The sequence below is a fragment of the Micromonospora sp. WMMD1274 genome (genome assembly GCF_049179035.1).
Taxonomy (GTDB): Bacteria; Actinomycetota; Actinomycetes; order Mycobacteriales; family Micromonosporaceae; genus Micromonospora; species Micromonospora tulbaghiae.
Genome location: NZ_JBMHMG010000001.1, coordinates 5,136,673 through 5,155,842 on the forward strand (window position 1 = coordinate 5,136,673; position 19,170 = coordinate 5,155,842).

Consider the following 19,170-nt stretch of genomic DNA (forward strand, 5'->3'; position numbering starts at 1 on the left):
GCCCCGCCCCGCTCAGGCGTCGCGTCGTGCCAGCGCCCACCGGCCCAGCGCCAGCGCGGCGGCGGTCCAGGCGGCGAGCACCAGCAGCCCCGCCGCCGCCGGGTACGGCTCGGTGTCCCCGGCCAGGAAGTGGTTGCCGGCCACGCCGGGGAACGCGTCGGCGATCCGGGTCAGCACCGTGATGTCCGGCTCCTGCAACGACAGCGGCACGATCATCAGCAGCGCGAACAGCACGGTCAGCGTCAGTACCGCGCCGCGCAGCGCGGACGCCAGGCCGAGCGCCAGCACACCGACGAGCGCCAGGTACGCCGCGCACGCGACCACGTCGGCCACCGTGCCGCCCAGCGGGGCACGGCCCCACTCGCCGAGCACCGGCCGGGCCGCCGCCGCGCCGACCACGCCGAGCAGCAGCCCGAGACCGAACGTCACCCCGCCCACCACGATCGCCTTGGCCGCCAGCACCCGGCCCCGCGACGGGGTGCACCGCAGCGTGGTGCGGATCGTGCCGGTGGCGAACTCGCTGGTGATCGCGAACAGGCCGAGCGCCAGCACCACGTACTGGGTCAGCTCCAGCGACCCGGCCACGATCTCGCCGACGTCCACCACGCCCGGGTTGTTCGCCAGGTCGTCGTCGGTGTTGGCGTTCTGCGCGTAGATGGCGAGCTGCGCGCTCGTGGCCGCCATGGTCAGCACCGCCGCGAGCAGCGTCCACCAGGTGGAGCGGACCGACCAGAGCTTCGTCCACTCGGCGGCCACCGCCCCGGCGAGCGGACGTCCGGTGGGGGCGGGCCGGGCGGTCCGCCGGGCCGGGTCGAGCGTGGACGGTGCGGTCATCGGGTGCCACCTCCGGTCGGGCCGGCCGCGTACTCCACGCTGTCGGCGGTCAGCTCCAGGAACGCCTCCTCCAGGGAGGGGGCGACGGGGGTCAGCTCGTGCAGGCGTACCCCCATCTCGTGCGCCAGGTCGCCGACGCGGCCGGCGGTGCTGCCGGCGACGGACATCCCGCCCTCGTCGGTGGTGACAGTCGCGCCCTCGGCGGCGAGCCGGTCGCCGAGCGCGGCGAGCGCGGCCGGCTCGGGGCCGCGTACCCGGACCGACGCGGTGGGCCGGGCGGCGATCAGCTCGGCCAGCGGCGCGTCGGCCACCAGCCGGCCGCGCCCCAGCACCACCACCCGGTCGGCGGTCTGCTGCATCTCGCTCATCAGGTGGCTGGAGACGAGGACGGTGCGTCCCTCGTCGGCGAGGCGGCGGGTGAAGCCCCGGATCCACCGCACGCCGTCCGGGTCGAGCCCGTTGACCGGCTCGTCGAGCAGCAGCACCGGCGGGTCGCCAAGTAGCGCGCCGGCGATGCCGAGCCGCTGGCCCATGCCCAGCGACAGCGCCCGGCCCGGCTTGCCGGCCGCGCGGGCGTCCAGGCCGACCAGGTCGAGCACCTCGGTCACCCGCCGGGCCGGTACGCCGTTGCTGCGCGCCATCGCCCGCAGGTGCGCCACGCCGGAGCGGGCCGGGTGCACGCCGGTGGCGTCGAGCAGCGCGCCGACCTCGTGCAGCGGGTGCCGCAGCGTGCGGTAGTCCCGGCCGCCGACCAGTGCCTGCCCGGCGGTGGGCCGGTCCAGGCCGAGCACCATCCGCATGGTGGTGGACTTGCCCGCGCCGTTCGGGCCGAGGAACCCGGTGACCTGCCCGGGGCGGATCTCGACGGTCAGGTCGTCGACGGCTGTCACGTCGCCGAACCGCTTCGTCAACGCACGAAGTGTGATCATGCCGCGACGCTATGGGCCGGCGGGGGTGCGGCACCGCCGTCGAACGGCAGCGGCCCGCACTGACTTTCGTCAGGTGCGACGGACCACGAACGCGTCCGGCATCCGGAAGGTGAGGTTGTCCGGGCACCACGGTGGACGCACCACAGTCACGCCGTCGAGCAGCGCGGTGGCCTCGGCGACCACCACGGCGGCCTCCATCCGGGCCAGCTGCGCGCCGACGCAGCGGTGCGGCCCGGCGCCGAACGCCAGGTGCCGCCGCGAACCGGGCTGGCCGGGGCGGAACTCGCCCGGCGCGCCGACCACTGCCGGGTCGCGCCCGGCGCGGGCCAGCCACGCCACCACGCTGGTGCCCGCCGGTACGGGGACCTCGCCGAGCGTGGTGTCGACGGCTGCCACCCGCCGCCAGGTGACGATCGGCGGCTCCAGCCGCAGCCCCTCCTCGACCACGTCGTCCACGTCGATCTCCCCGGCGCGCAGCCCGGCCCGTACCGCCGGTTCGCCGGACAGCCGGTGCAGCAGCAGGGTGAGGAACTGCGAGGTGGTCTCCTGACCGGCGACCAGCAGGAAGAACAGCGCCCCGACCACCACGTCGGGGGAGTGCCCGGCCTCGCGCAGCCGCGCGGCGAGCCCGCCCCCGGTGGCGGCGAACTCCCGCAGCACGGTGTGGAACCGGCCCACCTCGGCGGCCAGCGCGAGCTGCCGGTCGGCGTCCAGCGGCGCCCAGAACAGCTCCAGCGCGGCGCGGGCGAAGTCCTTCACCGCGCCGACCGGGGCGTCCGGCAGCTCGACCAGCCGGGCCAGCACCAACAGCGGCAGGTCGGCGGCGAGCCCGGCGTACAGGTCGACCGGGCGGCCCGCGTCCAGCTCCGCCGCCAGCCCGGCCACCCGCTCCCGGACCAGTCCGGTCAGCCACCGGCGCTGGGCATCCACACGGTGCGGGTGCAGCGCGTCGGCGACGATGCCCCGGATCTCCGGGTGGCCGGCGCCGCCGTTGTTCGCCAGCGTCGGCGGCAGCCGGAACCGGTGCCCGGCGAGCACCCGCAGCGCGGCCACCGGGATCGGGGTGACCGCGTCGAGCGCGTTGTCCGGCCGGAACGTCACCGGATCGGTGAGCACCCTGCGGACGAGCGCGTGCCGGGTCACCACCAGGTGCGGCACGCCGACGTGGTCGACCACCGTGGCCGTGTCGGGCCACTGTCCGTCGACGGACTCCCCCCAGCCCCGGAACAGCACGCGGTAACGCTAGCGGCGGGCGCCGGGCGGGTTCGGGTCCAGCTCCCAGACGGTGGTGTGCTTCACCCGTACGCTCTCCAGCGCCTCGGACACCGGCACGTCGTACGCGGCCAGCTCGTGGAAGCGCTCGCGGGGCAGGAACGCCCGGCCCGGGTCGCCCACCAGCACCCGGGCGCCCGCGCGGGCGGCCCGGAGCAGGAACCGCAGCATCCGGCGGGCCATCGCCTCGCTGTAGAAGACGTCCCCGGCCAGCACCACCTCGGCGTCGCCGGCGTCGGAGTCGAGGATGTCGCCGAGTTCGGCGTCGACGCGTACCCCGTTGGCCTCGGCGTTGAGCGCGACGGCGGCCACGGCGCGCTCGTCCACCTCGACCGCCCGGACGGCGGCGGCCCCGGCGCGGGCGGCGGCGACGGCGACCAGGCCGGAGCCGGAGGCCAGGTCGAGCACGCGGCGGCCGGCGACCACCTCGGGGTGGTCGGTGACGTAGCGGGCCAGGCCCTGCCCGCCGGCCCAGGCGAACGCCCAGAACGGCGGCGGCTGGGCGCTGCGGAACTCGCCCTCGGTCAGCTCCCACAGGCCGATCGGCTCGTCGGCCTGGTGCAGCAGCACCTCGGGGACGAACGCCACCGGGGCGAGACGGGCGTGCAGCCGGACGAACGCGGCGGACAGCTCGGACACCGGAGAATTGTGGCCCACCCCGGTTCCCAACCCGCATCCCGGGCGTGTCGCGGTGCCGTCGTGACCGGTTCACCACGCTCGGTGAAACAGGCCCCGTGTTGTGGCGTTGGATGCGAACACGCCCGTCTACCGGCGTGCCCGGCGCGCTCCTAGCGTTGCCTGTGGACACGACCGAGGGTGAGGAGGCGTGGTGAGCGGCTGGCGGCACGCGCTGCGGATCGGACTGGTGCTGACCTTCGTGGCCGGGACCGGATACGGCGGAGCCGTGCCGGCGCGGGCGGCGGCGGCCTTCTCCACCGAGTTGAGTGGCCTGCCGGACGAGTTCACCGCCGGGGACCGGGTGGAGACGCTGTCCGCCGTGGTGTCCCGCTCCGACGGGGGCGGCTGTGTCAAGGTGCGCTGGTCGATGCTGGTGCGGGTGCAGGGCCTGCGGCTGGACCAGCTCAAGGTGGACCGGGTGGAGGACAGCGGCTCGTTCCCGTTGGAGATCCGCACCGAGGGAGACACCGCCCGGCTCACCGACCGGCAGCTCGACCCGGGTGTGCTGTGTCCCGGCCGTACCGTGACCGCCCGCTACCGGGTCGCGTTCGCCGAGGACGTCGGGCGCGGGCGGGTGAGCTTCGCCGCCGAGGCGTACGACCCGCAGTTGCGGCTGCTGGCCCGGCGGACCGCCTCCCGTGAGGTGGTGGGGGAGGAGGTGGCTTCGCCGACTCCCTCGCCGAGCAGCGCGGAGCCCACACCGAGCGACGAGCCGTCTTCCGAGGCGCCCGACGAGGAGCCCACCGACGAGCCGACCGACGCCGCGGTGGTGGAGCCTCCCGCGCCCGGTGGCGTGGCCGGGCGGCCGGTGGCGGACAGCGGCGGCTTCGGCCTGGTGCAGGCCGCGTTCCTGCTCGGCGGGTTGCTGCTGTTCCTGGGCGCCGGTCTGCTGCTGCGGATGCGCCGTCTGCTGCGCCCCGCCCCGCAGGCTGACCCCGACCTCCCGCCCCCGTTCGAACGCCCCCGCCCTCGCTGGCACTGACTCGCGGGCGGTCAGTCGAGCTGGCTGGGCTCCAGGCCCAGCTCCCGGGCGGCCACCAGACGGATCCACTCGGCGATCTGCCGGCGGGTGATCACCCGTTCGTGCACCGCGAGCTGGACCGCCAGCCCGTCCATCACCGCGCTGATCCGCCAGGCCGCGCCGGCCGGGTCGGGGCAGTCGAACGTGCCCTCGGCGACCCCCGCGGTGATCACCGCGGCCAGGTCCTGCCGCCACCGCAGGTCGAGACGGCGGGAGAGCTTCTCCAGTTCCGGCGTACGCAGCGACTCCGCCCAGCCGTCGATCCACATCGACCAGGAGGTGGCCCGGCCGGTCGGCGCGTAGAGGCGCAGCATCCGGCGCAGCTTCGCCAGCGGCGGAGCGGAGGAGCGCAGCACCGCGTCGAGGCGGGCCAGATCCTGCTCGACCGCGTACGCGAAGGCCTGTGCGAGCAGGCGGTCCTTCGTCGCGAAGTGGTAGAAGACGAGCGCCTGGCTGACCCCGGCGGCCTCGGCCACGTCCGCGGTGCGGGTGTTGGCGAGCCCTCTTTCCGCGATCACCTCGCAGGCCGTACGCAGCAGCGCGTCCAGGCGGATCTCGGCGGCTCGTCTCGTCACGGCGTTACGGTAACCCATCCGTATGACCACAGGGAGTTACCGAAGCGGCCGGTCGGCGGCAGGACAGTCGGATGCCGGACACTCGAGTCGCCGAGCGGATTCCGCAGGTCGCGGCCCTGCCTGCCAGCCCCGGAGGCCAGCCACCCAGGCTCCTAGGAAGCCTGCGGGGTGCGGTGCCGAGCGCATCCGGACGCGCCGGAAGGGGACCCGATTTGGCAACCGTTCCCGGGCTCGGCTAAAGTTCTCATCCGTCACCGGATAACACCGGGGGCGTGCGGACGTAGCGCAGCTGGTAGCGCATCACCTTGCCAAGGTGAGGGTCGCGGGTTCGAATCCCGTCGTCCGCTCGGAGATGCCGCCACGCAGTTCGGGGGCAACCTCGGTGGAGTGGCCGAGAGGCGAGGCAACGGCCTGCAAAGCCGTGTACACGGGTTCAAATCCCGTCTCCACCTCGCAGTAGACGAGGGCGATTGGCGCAGTGGGAGCGCGCTTCCTTGACACGGAAGAGGTCACTGGTTCAAACCCAGTATCGCCCACCAGCGGAAAGGCCGTGTCGATCATTCGACACGGCCTTTCTCGTCGTCGTCGATCAGTCCAGTGCCGTGCCGCTGGCCATTGCCGCCGCCGCAGCGCCCCGCCCAGACTGGCCCGGTGGACGATCAGCAGACCCGAGCCCGGCAGTTCCGCGCCCTGCACCTACCCGGTGAACCACTGATCCTGGTCAACGCCTGGGACGCGCTGAGCGCCCGGATCGTCGCCGCGGCCGGCGCCCGGGCGGTCGCGACCACGAGCGCCGGGGTCGCGTGGAGCCGCGGCGCCCCGGACGGCGACGCGCTCGCCCGGGACACCGCCGTCGACGTGATCCGCCGGGTGGCCGACGCGGTCCCCGTACCGGTCACCGCCGACATCGAATCCGGTTACGGCGACAGCCCCGCAGAGGTCGCCGAGACGATCACCGCCGTGGTCGCGGCCGGGGCTGTCGGCGTCAACGTGGAGGACTCCCGGCACGACGGCGGAGGCCCGCTACGCCCGGTCGGCGAGCAGGTGACCCGGCTCGCCGCGGTCCGGGCCGCCGCCGACCGCGCCGGCATCCCGCTGTACGTCAACGCGCGGGTGGACACGTATCTGCGCGGCGCCGGTGGCGTACCCGAGACGGTCGCGCGCGCCGAGGCGTACCTGGCTGCCGGCGCGGACGGGATCTTCGTACCCGGAACCGTGGAACCGGAGACGGTGGCCGCGCTGGCGGCGGCGATCCCCGCACCGCTGAACGTGCTGGCCGGGCCGGGCGCGCCACCGATCGGCGAGCTGGCCCGGCTCGGCGTGGCCCGGGTGAGCATCGGACCGGCGGTGGCCGAGGCCGCGTACGCGGTGGCCCAGCGGGCGGCGGCGGAGGTGCTCGGCGCCGGGACGTACGGCGCGCTCGCCGGCGGGCTCGACTTCGACGCGCTGAACGAGCTGATGCGGAGCTGACCCGGACGGCGCGGCATCGACCGCGGGGCGGGCCACCGGGTTGAATGTGCCGGTGACCGCCTCCGTCCGCCCGGTGCCCGCGCTGCTGGGCCCGCCCGTCGTCACGGGAGTCACGGCGGGGGCGTGCGTCGTCGCGCTCGCCGGCCTGGGTGCGGCCGGTCACGGCGGCTTCGCGACCGAGCCGGCCGGCGCCCTCGCCCTGGCCGTGGCGGCAGTGGCCGCGGCGGTCGCCGCGTCCCGGCTCGCCCGGTCGGGCCACCGCGCCGCCGGGCGGCTGGCGACCGGGCTCGCCGCGTCGCTGCTGGCGTACCTGGGGCTCGCCGTCCTGGCGGTGGCCACCGTCGCGGCCGGGCACCGGTGGGCCGGTCCGGCCGTCGCGGCGTGGAACTCGGCGTGGATCCCGCCGCTCGCGCTCCTGCAACTGGCCGCCTCGGCCGCCGTCCGCACCGGCACCGTCACCCCGAAGGCGCACCGGTACGTCGGTCTCGTCCTCGGCGCGGCCACGCTCGTCAACGCGCTTTTGACGACGGCGACCGAGCCGTTCGACGGGCTGCCGACGATCGCGGGGGATTCCTGGCGTACCGCCCTCGCCCCGGTCGGCGCCGCCGTCACCCTGCTGGGCGTGGCGGCGCTGCTCCTGCTGCCGGTGACGCTCTGGCGGGCCGCCCTCGGCTCGCACCACACCGTGCGGGCGCGGCTCGGCGTGGCCGCCGCGGCCACCACCGCGGCGCCGTTGACTGTCGTCTTCTGCCTGCTCCTCGCGATCGCCCGCGCCCCCGGTGACGTCGAGCCGTCGCTGGGCTCGGTGGCCTTCCTGGTGGCCCTGTCCGGCGCCGCCGTGTTCGCCGCCGCCTGCGCGGTCACCGCCGCCCGGGGCACCACCGAGCCTCGCCGGGTCGGCACTGTGGTGCGCGCCACCGGCCTGGCCGCCGCGGCCCTCCTGGTCGTCGGCGCCGGCACGCTCGTCGCCGCTCCCGGCTCGTCCCTGGGCCCGACCTCGGTCGCCCTGGTCGTGTCCGCGCTGACTGTCGTCGTCGGCGGCGGGGCGTGGGCCGGCACCGGCCGGCTGGCGGCGCTGCTCACCGCCGCGCCGGAAGTGCCGGCGGTGGCGCCGGTGACGCCGCGAGGCGGCGCGGAGGGTACGGCGGCAGGCGACGCGCCACCGCACGCCGGAACGCCCGATGCGGCGGTTTCGGATGTCGTCGAGACGACGGGCCCGGGCGCGGCGGCAGCGGAGGTCGCGCCGGACGCCTCCGGCGCGGCGGTGCGGGCCCCGACGCCGACCGGCGCGGGAGTACGCGTCCCGGCGCCGGCCGGTGCGGTTCCGGCATCGGTCGGCGGGCTGACGGCGCGCGAACGCGAGGTGCTCGCCGCGCTCGCCGAAGGCGCCAGCAACGCGGGGATCGCGGCGCAGCTCGTGGTCTCCGAGCGCACCGTCGACGCCCACCTGCGCGCCATCTTCGTCAAGCTCGGCCTGACCCCGGGCGGCGACACGAACCGGCGGGTACGGGCGGCGCGGATCTGGCTGGAGCACGCACGACAGCCGCGCTGAGCAGGACTTTCCCGAAGCTAGGTGTTGAGGCCGATGCCCGCGCCGGTGGTGCCTCGGCACGGTGGGGCGACACCCGATCGACGGAGGCTCCCACAGTGCCCGTACCGAACACCGTGCCCGTACCGAAGCTGCGCCGCGCCGCGCTCGTCGCGCTTTTCGCCCTGCTCCTGGTGGCCCTGGCCGGCCGTACCCTGTTCATGTTGTGGGAGCCGCCGTTCGACGGCGCGATCCACTACGACGACGTACGCGAGCTGGGGTCCGCGTACTGGCCGATGAACCTCTACCTGGGCGGGCCCGCGTACGCCGTCTCCTGGATCGCCGCGGCGGTGTTCATCGTCGGTCTCGCCCGGGGCCGCGCGGGCGTGCTGAACCTGGTGGGGGCCTTCCTGGCCGGCCTCGGCGGCGTGGTGTTCGCGTTGGCGATCACCGCCGAGGTGCTGCCGTTCGCCTACGCCGCCGACCCGGCCGTCCTGCCGGAGCAGGAGGGGCGCGCGTTGTTCGACGTCTTCAACGACCAACTGGACGGGCTGCTCCCGGCAATCCTCGGCAGCCAGGTGGCGATCGTCCTCGGCATGGTCCTGGCGCTCGTCGGGATCCTGATCGGCCGCACGATGCCGCGCCCGCTGGTCGTCGCCGCGCTCGTCTACGTCGTGGCGTTCGTGCTGGTCCCGCAGGACGCGGGTCGCGCGGTGGTCGTCGTGAGCTACCTGCTCCAGGTGGCGCTCGTCGCCGCGATCGGCTGGTACGGGCTGCGCGCCGCCACCGCCGACGAGCGCCCGTAGCAGAGCGGGCCGGCCGGATCGGGTGATCCGGCCGGCCCGTTCCGGGACCGATCAGCTCCGTCGGCCCCGGTCGCTGTCACATCGGCGGGGCGACGTCCCGGCGCTCCTCGACCCGGCGGTACTCCACCGGCTGCTCGGCGGTGGTCGTGACCACCTGGCGACGGCGGCCCCACACCAGCGTGGTCATGATCAGGCCGAGGACGCCGGCCGCCATCAGGATCCAGCCGACGACGTCGAGGTCGACCCCGCCGACGCTGGCGTTGAGCGCGAACGTGAGGATCGCGCCGACCGCGATCAGGAAAATGCTCGTACCGATACCCACGACAGCCTCCTTCGGGGGGATGGTTGTGCTGTCACCGGCCTCAGTACCCCGGCGGCGAGCAGCGCAACCACACGGCCACCCGACGCGGCGGGGGCCTGCCGCACGGCGATCTTGGCATCGGGTAGAGTTCACCCCGTCGCCGGCGCGAACCGGCGGCACGCGGACGTAGCGCAGCTGGTAGCGCATCACCTTGCCAAGGTGAGGGTCGCGGGTTCGAATCCCGTCGTCCGCTCGCGATTGCCCGGGCGATTGGCGCAGTGGGAGCGCGCTTCCTTGACACGGAAGAGGTCACTGGTTCAAACCCAGTATCGCCCACCGAGAGTCACCCTCACCGCCCGCCGGCGCCGCCGGTCGATCGGCGGACGTATCCCACCGGACGGTTCGTACCGGCCACATCGGTCACCCGGCTCCACCGTGCGGATTATTCAGCCGCTGCCACCGCGCGTGTCACTGTGATGCCCGATGCGCAGGGAGGCGGTCACATGCACATGATCGAGCGGGGACGATGGCGGCGGACGGCCGCCCGGTTAGGGGTGGCGACTGTCGTCGCGGCGGCCGGGGTGACGGTCTCGGCCGCGCCCGCGCAGGCCACCGCGACGCGGACGGTGGCGTTCTTCAGCATGGACGAGCCCGCGTCGTCGACGGTGCTGACCGACTACAGCGGCAACGGCCGCCACGGCACGATCGGCGGCGAGGTGGTCACCGGCGCGCTCTACGCCGGGGCGACCGGCCACCGCTTCGCCACCCACCTGCCCACCGACCAGGAGTACGTCCCGGGCCACGTCGACCTGGTGCCGCACAGCACCGACTTCAACCCGGACGCCGGGGACTTCTCGGTGACCATCCGCTACCGGACCACGTACTCCTTCGGCAACATCCTCCAGAAGGGACAGGGCAACACGGCCGGCGGCTACTGGAAGTTCGAGGCGCCCAACGGCAAGCCGAAGTGCCTGTTCCGGGGCGCGGACGGCGCCTCCCGTACCGGCTACACGGACGTGCCGATCTCCGACGGCCAGTGGCACACGGTCACGTGCAACCGCACGTCGGCGTACGTGGAGATGTACGTCGACGGTGTGCGGACCAGCCGCCTCAACGGGCCGACCAGCACCATCGCCAACACCTGGCCGCTGTCCGCCGGCGGCAAGAGCCAGTGCGACGGTACGAAGGTCACCTGCGACTACTTCGCCGGCGACATCGACTACGTGAAGATCCTGAAGGGATCGGGCGGCCCGGCCAACCAGGCGCCGGTGGCAGCGCTGACGCCGACCTGCTCCGGACTGGTGTGCACGTTCTCCGGCGCGGCGTCCAGCGACGCCGACGGCGCGATCCAGGACCACGGCTGGGCCTTCGGCGACGGGGACAGCACCGGCACCGCCTCCGTACCGACCACGTCGCACACGTACGCGGCCGCCGGCACCTACCCGGTCACGCTCACCGTCACCGACGACCGGGGCGCCACCGGCACCGCGACCGTCGACGTGACCGTGGCGCCCGTACCGGAGCGGATCTCGTTCGTCGGCCAGGCCACCGCGAACGCCAACTGGACCAGCCACACGGTCACCGTCCCGGCGGGCGTGCAGGCAGGTGACACGTTGCTGCTCCTGCTCAGCCAGAACACGCACACCGGCACCGGCGAGCCGACCGGGGTGACCGGCTGGACCAGGCTCGACCGCCTCGACGGTGGCTTCGCCACCACCACCGCCTGGTGGAAGACAGCGGGCGCGGGCGACGCGGGCACGGCCGTCCGGGTAACGCTGGACAGCCAGGCGAAGGGCAACCTGGTGCTGGCCGCGTACCGGGGTGCCGCCCCGTCCGCGCCGGCCTTCACCAGGGCCACCGACCCGGCGAGCACCGCCACCCGGATCACCCCGTACGCGCCGGTGACCGCCGCGCAGAGCTGGGCCGTGTCGTACTGGCTGCACGGCGACAGCACCTCCACCGCGCTCACCCCGCCGTCCGGGGTGGCGGTGCGCAGCAACACCTCGCAGACCGGCGGCGGCCGGGTGACCGGGCTGCTCGCCGACTCGGCGAGCAGCGTGCCGACCGGCAGCTACGGCGGGCTCACCGCAACGGGCGCCGCGGCCAGCACGACCACCACCACGTGGACGTTCGTCCTGCCCCCGGCCTGACCGATCGGGTACGCGAAAAGGCCGGCACCCCGGGTTCGGGGTGCCGGCCTTCACGCTTGTCTTACTTGTTCCAGTGTTCGGCGACGAGGTCGGCGGCCTGCTGCTCCCACTGGGCGTAGTGGTCCGGGTAGGCGGACACCTGGACGGTCTGGGCGGCCTTGGTCAGCGGCATGTCCTGCCAGCCGTCGACCTGCTTCAGACCCTTCAGGAACGCCGTGGTCGAGTACTCGGGGTCGGTGATCTGCTCCACCGTGCCCCAACCGGAGGACGGGCGCTGCTGGAACAGGCCCTGCGAGTCGTGGTCGTTACGGTCACCGAGGTGGCCGAGGTTCTCCAGCTTCGACTCCTGCAACGCCGTAGCGATGGAGACGACCGCGGCGCGCTCGTCCATGCCGGCCTTCTTCGTCGCGGCGATGATCGCCTTCACATTCTTGGTCTGCTCGTCGTTCAGGTCGATACGGGACTGGGCGCCCTGCACACCGTGCGGGATCAGCTTGTCACCCTGCACCGTGACGCTCACCGGCTTGACCGCGTGGGTGGTGTCCGCCGCGTGAGCGGCCACCGGGCCGGCGAAGACGCCACCGGTGAAGGCCAGACCAGCAATACCCAGAACGCTCTTCCGCAGAATCGTGTTCATCAGAAATGCTCCATTCGGGGGTCGACGCACCCGGGGGACGGGATGCGCGGGCACCGTCAGGCGCTCAAGAAAGTCTTCAAGGGGGATCTCGGCTGCTCGCGCGGCAGGGGGTTGCCTCTGCGCGGCGCCGGAAGCATGTCCAACGACCCGCCACCCGCCACCATTCCCGAGGCGGCGCACGCCACCAGGGCGGCGCGGGGGTTCACGTCGTCGGAACCGTGTTCAACGACCAGCCCGCCAGGATCATTCCCCGCGGCTCACGTCGCCAGAACCGAACTCAACGACCACCAGCCCCGGGACTGTTCCCGCAGCCAGCGGCCCCTTCTCAGGGCGCGGCTGGTACTCGGTCGCTCACCCGGTTACAACGCCACCCACCCGCCAGCCATTCCACCGTCAGAGTGCCGCCCACCACCCCCGAACCGGACACCCCCACCCACACGCCGGACCGGACACCACGGCCGACAAGCTGCCCGCACTCCGGCCCAGCCTCAGCAGCATCCCGGAGCCCTTCGCCAGGCGGCCTCCCTCCGCATCCCGAGAGCAGCCGCAGATCTTGGTACAAAACGGCCCCCGTGGGGGCACTTTCGTACCAAGATCTACGGCCGGCTCGGTCCGAGGCGAGCGAGGGCATCCCGCCCTGGCGGTCGATCATGAACTTGGCGGCGACAAACCGGACACCAAACGCCGCCAAGTTCATGATCGACCAGGCCGGGGCGGGTCGACGTGCCAGCCGGGCTACGTCGCCCGGCGAGGGCGGGAGGAGGCGCGTCGGGGTCCTCGGCGATCTTGCAGTTCGAGCCCTCCGCGCGTCCCATTCGCGCAGTTTGCGGTGCACCAAAGTGCAAGATCGCGGGCGGTCAGGGCGGTCAGGGCGGTCAGGGCGGTCGGGGCGGTCGGGGCGGCCCGGGCGGTCGGGGCGGTCAGGGCGGCCCGGGTGGTCGGGGTGGCCCGGGTGGTCTTGGGGTGGCTGTTGATCGAGGGCTGGCGAAATGGGGCCGTGAACTCTGGGGCGGACTCGTCGATCTTGGAGTTGTGGCACCTCGCGAACTGGGCTTATCGGGCATCCGGGGCGCCACAACTCCAAGATCGGCGGTGAGGGGGCGAGGGGCGAGGGGGCGGCAGGGCTCCCGGACGGCGCGGGACGGGTCGGGACGGGGCAGGTTCGGTGGGGGTGAGTGCGGTGGCGCCCCCATGACGGGAGGCTGGGTTCTGCCGTTGGCAGATCCGCTGACCGTGAAACAGGGCAGCCGTACCCGACCGGCGGCGGCACGCTGGGACTCATGCGAGTCCTGATGCTTGGCGGTACGGGCTTTGTCGGTGGTGCGGTCGTGGCCGAGGCGGTACGCCGCGACTGGCAGGTCACCGTGTTCAACCGGGGTGTGCACGGGCAGGTGCCGGACGGCGTACACCGGTTGCGGGGTGACCGGACCGCGCCGGACGGCCTGGCCGCGCTCACCGGCGGCGAGTGGGATCTGGTGGTGGACACCTGGGACGGCGCGCCCCGGGCGGTACGTAACGCGGCCTCGGCGCTGGAAGGCGCGGTGCCGCACTACGTCTACGTGTCCAGCGGCTCGGTGTACGCGCCACCCGTCGAGCTCGGCACCGGCGAGGAGGCGCCTACGGTGGCGGCGGACGCGGACGCCGAGGACGGTGACTACCCGGCGAACAAGGCCGGCGGGGAACTCGCCGCCACCCGGGTGTTCGGTGACCGGGCGCTGCTGGCGCGTGCCGGGCTGATCCTGGGGCCGGGGGAGGACATCGGGCGGTTGCCGTGGTGGCTGAACCGGATCGCCCGGGGCGGTGACGTGCTGGCGCCGGGGCCGCGTGACCTGCCGATCCAGTACGTGGACGTGCGGGATCTGGCGGCCTGGCTGCTGGACCGGGGTGCCGAGGGCGTCGGCGGGGCGTACAACGTGGTGGGTCGCACCGGGCACGCGACGATGGGTGACCTGCTCGACGCGGCGGTGGCCGCGACCGGGTCGGACGCGACGCTGCGGTGGACCGCGCCGGAGCCGATCCTGGCCGCCGGGGTGGAGCCGTGGAACGACCTGCCGGTGTGGATTCCGCGCGGGCACGAGTACCGCTGGTTGCAGGAGCGGGACGTGGAACGCGCGTACGCGGCGGGGCTGGTCTGCCGGCCGGTGACCGAGACGGTCGCGGACACCTGGCGGTGGCTGCGCGAGGTGGGCCGCGTGCCGGACCGGGCGGGGCGTCCGGCGCGCGCCCCGGTCGGCCTGGCGCCGGAGCGGGAGGCCGCCCTGCTGGCCGCGCTCCCGGCCTGACCGGCGGAGGGGTACGGGTCAGGCCGACACGACCGGCAGGTCGAGCACCTCCTCGACCGGGCGGCGCGGGGTGGCGCGACCGGGCTGGCCGTACCCGATCCGCATCACCATCTGCGGGGTGCCGAACCGGCCCAGCGACATCCGCAGCGCCTCCCGCGCGGCCGGCACCTCGATCGGCTGGGACAGCATCGACACGCTCAGCCCGGCGTCGGTGGCGGTGAGCAGCACCCGCTGCAGCGCCTGCCCGGCGAGGATCTGGTCGGCGGAGGTGTTGCCGGCCGAGCCGAGTACCGCGACCAGCGGCTCCGGTTCGAAGTCGCGGCCGGGGGCGCGGTTGCGTCCGCCGAAGCCGCGCTGGGGCAGCAGGTCCTGCGGCTCGCTCTGCGGTCCGCCGGCGTCGGTGGGCACGCCGTCCGGGGCCGGCTCGGAGCGGATCCACTCGGCCCGTTCGGCCACGTACGCGGGGTCGCGTTCCAGCACCCGGTGGGCGCTGCGGGCGACCTCGGCGACCGCGTTGACGGCGCTGGTGCCGATCACCAGTTCCAGCCAGCACTGCTCGGCCCGGGCCGCCTCGCCGAGCCGCCAGCGGGCCTCGGCCGGCACCGGGTCGGGCCAGAACGGCGCGCGGTTGCTGAACCGGTGGCCGATCGCTCCGTACAGGCTCTGCTCGACCGGGGTGGGTCGGCGCGGCACGTCCGGGACCAGCCGGGCCACGACGTCGGGGTCGGCGGGGTACGGGCGCAGCCGCACAGTGGCCGGGGTGCCCGCGACGGCGAGCGCCAGCCGCAGGTTGAACAGCGCCGCCCCGGCGGCGATGCGCGCGCCCCAGCCGGTCGGGTCGGTGGCGGGCAGGCCGCGCAGCGGGTCGACGGACACCTCGATGCCGCCGTCGACGAGCCGGAACCGCCACGGCTGGGTGTTGTGCAGCGACGGCGCCCGGACCGCGTCGGCGACCGCGGCCCGCAGTTGCTCGCCGGTGTATTCGGTCGTCATGGTGGTGCTCCCTCTCGTGCGGCGCCGGCTTCCCCGGCCGGGTACACCACTACGGTGCGTCAGCGGGCGGCGCGGTGAGCAGGGCCGGAGGTCCCCACCTGGGCCCGGCCGTCGGTCCCGGCCGACGCGGTCAGGACGGGACTTTCGACCCGTGCTACGGGGGCGGGAAAGCGGGTAGAAAGGACTGATGATCCGGGTGTTCCTGCTCGACGACCACGAGGTCGTCCGTCGTGGCCTTGCCGACCTGCTCCAGAGCAGCGGCGACATCGAGGTGGTCGGCGAGTCCGGCCTGGCCCAGGAGGCGGCGCGCCGCATCCCGGCGCTGCGCCCCGACGTGGCGATCCTCGACGCCCGGCTGCCCGACGGCAACGGCATCGACGTGTGCCGGGACGTCCGCGCCGTGGACTCCTCGATCAAGGGGCTGATCCTCACCTCGTACGAGGACGACGAGGCGTTGTTCGCGGCGATCATGGCCGGCGCCGCCGGGTACGTGCTCAAGCAGATCCGCGGCACCGACCTGGTGGACGCGGTCCGCCGGGTCGCGGCCGGCCAGTCGTTGCTCGACCCGGCGATCACCACCCGCGTGCTGGAGCGCATCCGCAGCGGCGTGGAGCAGCCGCGGGAGCTGAAGTCGCTCACCGAGCAGGAACGGCGGATCCTGGAGTACGTGGCTGAGGGGCTCACCAACCGGGAGATCGCCGGGAAGATGTTCCTCGCCGAGAAGACGGTGAAGAACTACGTCTCCAGCGTGCTCGCCAAGCTGGGCCTGGAGCGGCGTACGCAGGCGGCGGTGCTGGCCACCCGCCTGCTCGGCAAGAACACCTGACGGCGCCTCAGTCGAGCGGGACGCTCCAGCGCACCTCGGTGCCGCGCGGCTCGGCCCGGCGCAGCGTGAACTCGCCGCCCAGCCGCTCGGCCCGCTCCCGCAGGTTGACCAGGCCGCTGCGGGCCGCCTCCGGGTCGCAGCCGATCCCGTCGTCGGTGACGGTGATCTCGACCCGGCCGGAGTCGACGCGTACGCGCACCGACACCCGGTCGGCCTGCGCGTGGCGTACCGCGTTGGACAGCGCCTCGCGCAGCACGGCGGTGAGTTCGGGGCGCAGGTCGTCCGGGACGGCGCTGTCGATCGGGCCGATCAGCTCCAGGTCGGGGCGGTAGCCGAGCGATTCGGCGGCCACCTCGATCGCCTCGCGGATCTCGGTGCGCAGCGCCGCGCTCATCGGCGTCCGCAGCTCGAAGATGGTGCGGCGGATGTCTCGGATGGTGGCGTCCAGGTCGTCGACCGCCTGGTTGATCCGCTTGGCCGCCTCGGGGCGGGCGTTCATCGCGCCGCTCTGCAGTTGCAGGCCGGTGGCGAACAGCCGCTGGATCACCACGTCGTGCAGGTCGCGAGCGATGCGTTCGCGGTCCTCCAGGACCACCAGCAGTTCCCGTTCCTCCTGGCCGCGGGCCCGTTCCATGGCGAGCGCGGCCTGCCCGGCGAAGCTGGCGAGCAGGGCGAGGTCGTCGTCGGCGGCGGGCCCGTGGTCGGGCAGGTAGCCGATCACCAGGACGCCGTGCAGCGTGTCGGCGGCGGCGAGCGGGGAGACCACGGCCGGTCCGGCGACCACCGGCCGGGGCCAGGGCGCCGCGGCGGCGAGGTCGTCGACCTGGTTGTGGCGGCCCTGCGTGACGGACGCGGCGAAGCTGGTCTCGGCGGCCGGCAGCACCGCGCCGACCAGTTCCCGGCTGACCGGGTCGGCGCCGTCGACGACCTCGACGGTGAACTGGGCCTCGTCCTCGTCGTAGAGCAGCACCAGCGCCAGTTCGGCCTCGGCGACCTCGCGGGCGCGGCGGGCCACGAGCGTCAGCGCGTCGGTACGGCGTACCTCGCCGAGCAGCACCGAGGTGATCTCCGCGGCGGCCGCCAGCCAGCGTTCGCGGCGGTGCGCCAGCGCGTAGAGGCGGGCGTTCTCGATCGCCACGCCGGCCGCGGCGGCCAGCGCCACCACGATCTCCTCGTCGTCCTCGGTGAACTCGGCCGCGCCCTGCTTCTCGGCCAGGTAGAGGTTGCCCCAGACGTGGTCGCGGATGCGCACCGGCACGCCGAGGAAGCTGTGCATCGGCGGGTGGTTCGGCGGGAAGCCGTACGACTTCGGGTGCTTGGTGATGTCCGGCATGCGGACCGGCTTCGGCTCGTCGATGAGCAGACCCAGCACGCCGCGGCCGTGCGGCAGCTCGCCGATCTTCGCGTGCAGTTCGGGGCTGATGCCGTGGACGATGAAGTCGTGCAGCATGCGGTCGGGGCCGATCACGCCGAGCGCGCCGTACCGGGCGCCGGCCAGCTCGCACGCCGACTGCACGATCCGCTGCAGCGTGCTGCGCAGGTCGAGGTCGGACCCGATGCCGACGACCGCGTCCAGCAGGGCCCGTAGCCGCTCGCGGCTGGTGACCACCTCGCCGACGCGGTCGAGCATCTCCTGGAGCAGTTCGTCCAGGCGGACGCGGGACAGCGGGGTCAGCCCGAGCGACGGCGTGAGGTGCTCGTGCCGGGACTGGGGTGCGGCGGCCACCCGGCGATGGTATCGCCCGGTGGCCGCCGTGATCGAGACCGGTCAGGCGAGCCGGTCGCGGACCGCCGAGGTGTCGACCGTCTGTGCGACGTCCAGCCGGGGCGTGTGCGGCGGCCCGGCGTGGTTCGGGTCGGCCAGGCCGAGCCGCATGCTGATGTACGGGAACCCCAGGCCGGAGAGCATCTGCCGCAGCACCTCGCGGGTGCTCTCGACCTCCACCACACCGGACAGCGGCACCAGCGACACCCCGTGCCGGGTGGCGGTGAGCCAGGCGGCGGAGAGCGCCTCACCGGCGCGCAGCCAGCTCATCAGCTCGTCGTCGGAGCCCCACAGGATCCCGTACACGGCGGCCTTGTCGTGGCCGGGCCCGATCGGCAGCGAGCCGGCGCGGCCGAAGTCGCGGGCCGGAACGGTCGTCTGCGGGGCCTGCTCGGGCAGCACCTCCGGCGGCAGCCCGGTGCCGGTGCCGGCCCGGCTGGTCCAGTAGGCCAGCTCCTCGCGCAGTTCCGGGCTGTCCGCCTCGACGGCGGCGGCCTGCTGCGCGGCGCTCGCGAGCTGGATCTTCTGGGTGTCGTCGAGCAGTTGCAGGTTCACCCCCTCCAGCGTGGCGGCCCGGTCGATGTCGTTCAGCGCGGCGGTGGCGATCGGCTCGTCGCTGACCGGCCGCCGGTCGGTGTGCCGTACCTGCATGCACTGCACGACGCGCATGGCGTCGGGGTCGGCGCCGGTGTGCTTGAGGGTGGTGATCCGGGCCAGCAGGTCGGGTTCCTTCGGGTCGGGCAGCCGTTCCACCACCGGGGTCCAGCCCTCGGCGGCCAGCGCCACCCGGGCGTGGTGCAGCGCGGCGCCGCAGCTCACCACCAGCAGGTGCCCTTCCGGGTCCAGGGCGCTGAGGTGCCGTTCGCGGACCACCCGCAGCTCCAGCGCGTCGGGCAGGACCGTCCAGTGCCACGGCTGCGTGTTGTGCACCGAGGGGGCGTGGCCGGCCATTCCGGCGGCCTCCGCGAGCGCGGTGGTCAACGGGCGATCGCCGGCCGGCGTCTCGTGGCTCATCGTCACGACCTTTCCTGTTTTCCCCATCGTGCCCCACCCCCGGGACGCCCGGGTGGGGATGCCGCTCCATCCTCGGGCATGCCCGGCCG

Annotated in this window: 17 protein-coding genes and 5 tRNA genes; 12 read left to right on the plus strand and 10 right to left on the minus strand. The window is 74.1% G+C overall.

Going from position 1 to position 19,170, the window contains the following annotated elements:
• Positions 1 to 12: 12 nt before the first annotated feature.
• The 4 genes from ACN27D_RS24405 to ACN27D_RS24420 all read right to left on the minus strand — a co-directional run bounded on the left by ACN27D_RS24405 (position 13) and on the right by ACN27D_RS24420 (position 3,674).
• Complete coding sequence (locus tag ACN27D_RS24405) at positions 13 to 834, minus strand: ABC transporter permease (protein WP_421500069.1); 822 nt, start codon at positions 832 to 834, stop codon at positions 13 to 15.
• The gene (locus ACN27D_RS24410) at positions 831 to 1,763 is read right to left on the minus strand and encodes an ABC transporter ATP-binding protein (protein ID WP_421500070.1); all 933 of its coding nucleotides are present in this window, start codon (positions 1,761 to 1,763) and stop codon (positions 831 to 833) included. Before ACN27D_RS24410 ends, ACN27D_RS24405 begins: the two co-directional genes overlap by 4 nt.
• A gap of 69 nt (positions 1,764 to 1,832) precedes the next feature.
• Positions 1,833 to 2,996 (minus strand): cytochrome P450, encoded by a 1,164-nt coding sequence (locus ACN27D_RS24415; RefSeq protein WP_421500071.1) that lies wholly within the window; start codon positions 2,994 to 2,996, stop codon positions 1,833 to 1,835.
• Positions 2,997 to 3,005: 9 nt separating this feature from the next.
• The gene (locus ACN27D_RS24420; protein WP_121683085.1) at positions 3,006 to 3,674 is read right to left on the minus strand and encodes a class I SAM-dependent methyltransferase; all 669 of its coding nucleotides are present in this window, start codon (positions 3,672 to 3,674) and stop codon (positions 3,006 to 3,008) included.
• Positions 3,675 to 3,864: 190 nt separating this feature from the next.
• Between ACN27D_RS24420 and ACN27D_RS24425 the strand changes: the two genes are divergently transcribed.
• Entirely contained in the window at positions 3,865 to 4,695 is an 831-nt protein-coding gene (locus ACN27D_RS24425) for a hypothetical protein (protein WP_358192298.1), read from the plus strand.
• A gap of 11 nt (positions 4,696 to 4,706) precedes the next feature.
• On the opposite strand, the gene ACN27D_RS24430 is transcribed toward ACN27D_RS24425, so the two are convergent.
• On the minus strand, positions 4,707 to 5,309 hold the full coding sequence (locus tag ACN27D_RS24430) for a TetR/AcrR family transcriptional regulator (RefSeq protein WP_091420285.1): 603 nt from the start codon (positions 5,307 to 5,309) through the stop codon (positions 4,707 to 4,709).
• Between the two features lie 274 nt (positions 5,310 to 5,583).
• Between ACN27D_RS24430 and ACN27D_RS24435 the strand changes: the two genes are divergently transcribed.
• The 6 genes from ACN27D_RS24435 to ACN27D_RS24460 all read left to right on the plus strand — a co-directional run bounded on the left by ACN27D_RS24435 (position 5,584) and on the right by ACN27D_RS24460 (position 9,113).
• A tRNA-Gly gene (locus ACN27D_RS24435) sits at positions 5,584 to 5,656 on the plus strand.
• 34 nt (positions 5,657 to 5,690) lie between these two features.
• Positions 5,691 to 5,761, plus strand: a tRNA-Cys gene (locus ACN27D_RS24440).
• A gap of 12 nt (positions 5,762 to 5,773) precedes the next feature.
• Positions 5,774 to 5,848 (plus strand) — tRNA-Val (locus tag ACN27D_RS24445).
• A gap of 112 nt (positions 5,849 to 5,960) precedes the next feature.
• A complete protein-coding gene (locus tag ACN27D_RS24450) occupies positions 5,961 to 6,779 on the plus strand; it encodes an isocitrate lyase/PEP mutase family protein (RefSeq protein WP_421500072.1) in 819 nt (272 codons plus the stop codon).
• A gap of 52 nt (positions 6,780 to 6,831) precedes the next feature.
• Positions 6,832 to 8,331, plus strand: coding sequence for a response regulator transcription factor (locus tag ACN27D_RS24455; protein WP_421500073.1), 1,500 nt, complete (start codon positions 6,832 to 6,834; stop codon positions 8,329 to 8,331).
• 95 nt (positions 8,332 to 8,426) lie between these two features.
• Positions 8,427 to 9,113: a hypothetical protein gene (locus tag ACN27D_RS24460; RefSeq protein ID WP_396786561.1), complete on the plus strand. Its 687-nt coding sequence runs from the start codon at positions 8,427 to 8,429 to the stop codon at positions 9,111 to 9,113.
• A 76-nt stretch (positions 9,114 to 9,189) separates the two neighbouring features.
• On the opposite strand, the gene ACN27D_RS24465 is transcribed toward ACN27D_RS24460, so the two are convergent.
• Positions 9,190 to 9,435 (minus strand): DUF6458 family protein, encoded by a 246-nt coding sequence (locus ACN27D_RS24465; RefSeq protein WP_013284878.1) that lies wholly within the window; start codon positions 9,433 to 9,435, stop codon positions 9,190 to 9,192.
• 159 nt (positions 9,436 to 9,594) lie between these two features.
• Between ACN27D_RS24465 and ACN27D_RS24470 the strand changes: the two genes are divergently transcribed.
• The 3 genes from ACN27D_RS24470 to ACN27D_RS24480 all read left to right on the plus strand — a co-directional run bounded on the left by ACN27D_RS24470 (position 9,595) and on the right by ACN27D_RS24480 (position 11,564).
• Positions 9,595 to 9,667: transfer RNA gene (locus tag ACN27D_RS24470), tRNA-Gly, on the plus strand.
• Between the two features lie 11 nt (positions 9,668 to 9,678).
• Positions 9,679 to 9,750 (plus strand) — tRNA-Val (locus ACN27D_RS24475).
• A gap of 167 nt (positions 9,751 to 9,917) precedes the next feature.
• Positions 9,918 to 11,564 (plus strand): PKD domain-containing protein, encoded by a 1,647-nt coding sequence (locus ACN27D_RS24480; RefSeq protein ID WP_421500074.1) that lies wholly within the window; start codon positions 9,918 to 9,920, stop codon positions 11,562 to 11,564.
• Positions 11,565 to 11,625: 61 nt separating this feature from the next.
• Here the strand turns inward: ACN27D_RS24480 and ACN27D_RS24485 are convergent, their stop codons facing one another.
• Positions 11,626 to 12,201, minus strand: a complete 576-nt coding sequence (locus ACN27D_RS24485) for a hypothetical protein (RefSeq protein WP_409072955.1) — start codon at positions 12,199 to 12,201, stop codon at positions 11,626 to 11,628.
• Positions 12,202 to 13,481: 1,280 nt separating this feature from the next.
• On the opposite strand from ACN27D_RS24485, the gene ACN27D_RS24490 reads away from it, so the two are divergent.
• Positions 13,482 to 14,483, plus strand: a complete 1,002-nt coding sequence (locus tag ACN27D_RS24490) for an NAD-dependent epimerase/dehydratase family protein (RefSeq protein ID WP_421500075.1) — start codon at positions 13,482 to 13,484, stop codon at positions 14,481 to 14,483.
• Between the two features lie 18 nt (positions 14,484 to 14,501).
• On the opposite strand, the gene ACN27D_RS24495 is transcribed toward ACN27D_RS24490, so the two are convergent.
• Positions 14,502 to 15,476, minus strand: a complete 975-nt coding sequence (locus ACN27D_RS24495) for an Acg family FMN-binding oxidoreductase (protein ID WP_120570939.1) — start codon at positions 15,474 to 15,476, stop codon at positions 14,502 to 14,504.
• A 187-nt stretch (positions 15,477 to 15,663) separates the two neighbouring features.
• Here ACN27D_RS24495 and ACN27D_RS24500 point away from each other — a divergent pair, with 187 nt between their 5' ends.
• The gene (locus ACN27D_RS24500; protein WP_013284884.1) at positions 15,664 to 16,302 is read left to right on the plus strand and encodes a response regulator; all 639 of its coding nucleotides are present in this window, start codon (positions 15,664 to 15,666) and stop codon (positions 16,300 to 16,302) included.
• A 7-nt stretch (positions 16,303 to 16,309) separates the two neighbouring features.
• Here the strand turns inward: ACN27D_RS24500 and ACN27D_RS24505 are convergent, their stop codons facing one another.
• Both ACN27D_RS24505 and ACN27D_RS24510 read right to left on the minus strand, forming a co-directional pair.
• A complete protein-coding gene (locus ACN27D_RS24505) occupies positions 16,310 to 17,977 on the minus strand; it encodes a GAF domain-containing protein (protein ID WP_421501193.1) in 1,668 nt (555 codons plus the stop codon).
• Between the two features lie 93 nt (positions 17,978 to 18,070).
• Entirely contained in the window at positions 18,071 to 19,081 is a 1,011-nt protein-coding gene (locus ACN27D_RS24510; RefSeq protein ID WP_421500076.1) for an Acg family FMN-binding oxidoreductase, read from the minus strand.
• Positions 19,082 to 19,170 lie beyond the last annotated feature (89 nt).

What these genes read in the sequence shown, in the direction of transcription:
- ACN27D_RS24405 (WP_421500069.1), bottom strand. Translation starts at nt 834, where the DNA reads ATGACCGCACCGTCCACGCTCGACCCGGCCCGGCGGACCGCCCGGCCC.
- ACN27D_RS24410 (WP_421500070.1), bottom strand. Translation starts at nt 1,763, where the DNA reads ATGATCACACTTCGTGCGTTGACGAAGCGGTTCGGCGACGTGACAGCC.
- ACN27D_RS24480 (WP_421500074.1), top strand. Translation starts at nt 9,918, where the DNA reads ATGCACATGATCGAGCGGGGACGATGGCGGCGGACGGCCGCCCGGTTA.
- ACN27D_RS24485 (WP_409072955.1), bottom strand. Translation starts at nt 12,201, where the DNA reads ATGAACACGATTCTGCGGAAGAGCGTTCTGGGTATTGCTGGTCTGGCC.
- ACN27D_RS24490 (WP_421500075.1), top strand. Translation starts at nt 13,482, where the DNA reads ATGCGAGTCCTGATGCTTGGCGGTACGGGCTTTGTCGGTGGTGCGGTC.
- ACN27D_RS24495 (WP_120570939.1), bottom strand. Translation starts at nt 15,476, where the DNA reads ATGACGACCGAATACACCGGCGAGCAACTGCGGGCCGCGGTCGCCGAC.
- ACN27D_RS24500 (WP_013284884.1), top strand. Translation starts at nt 15,664, where the DNA reads ATGATCCGGGTGTTCCTGCTCGACGACCACGAGGTCGTCCGTCGTGGC.
- ACN27D_RS24510 (WP_421500076.1), bottom strand. Translation starts at nt 19,081, where the DNA reads ATGAGCCACGAGACGCCGGCCGGCGATCGCCCGTTGACCACCGCGCTC.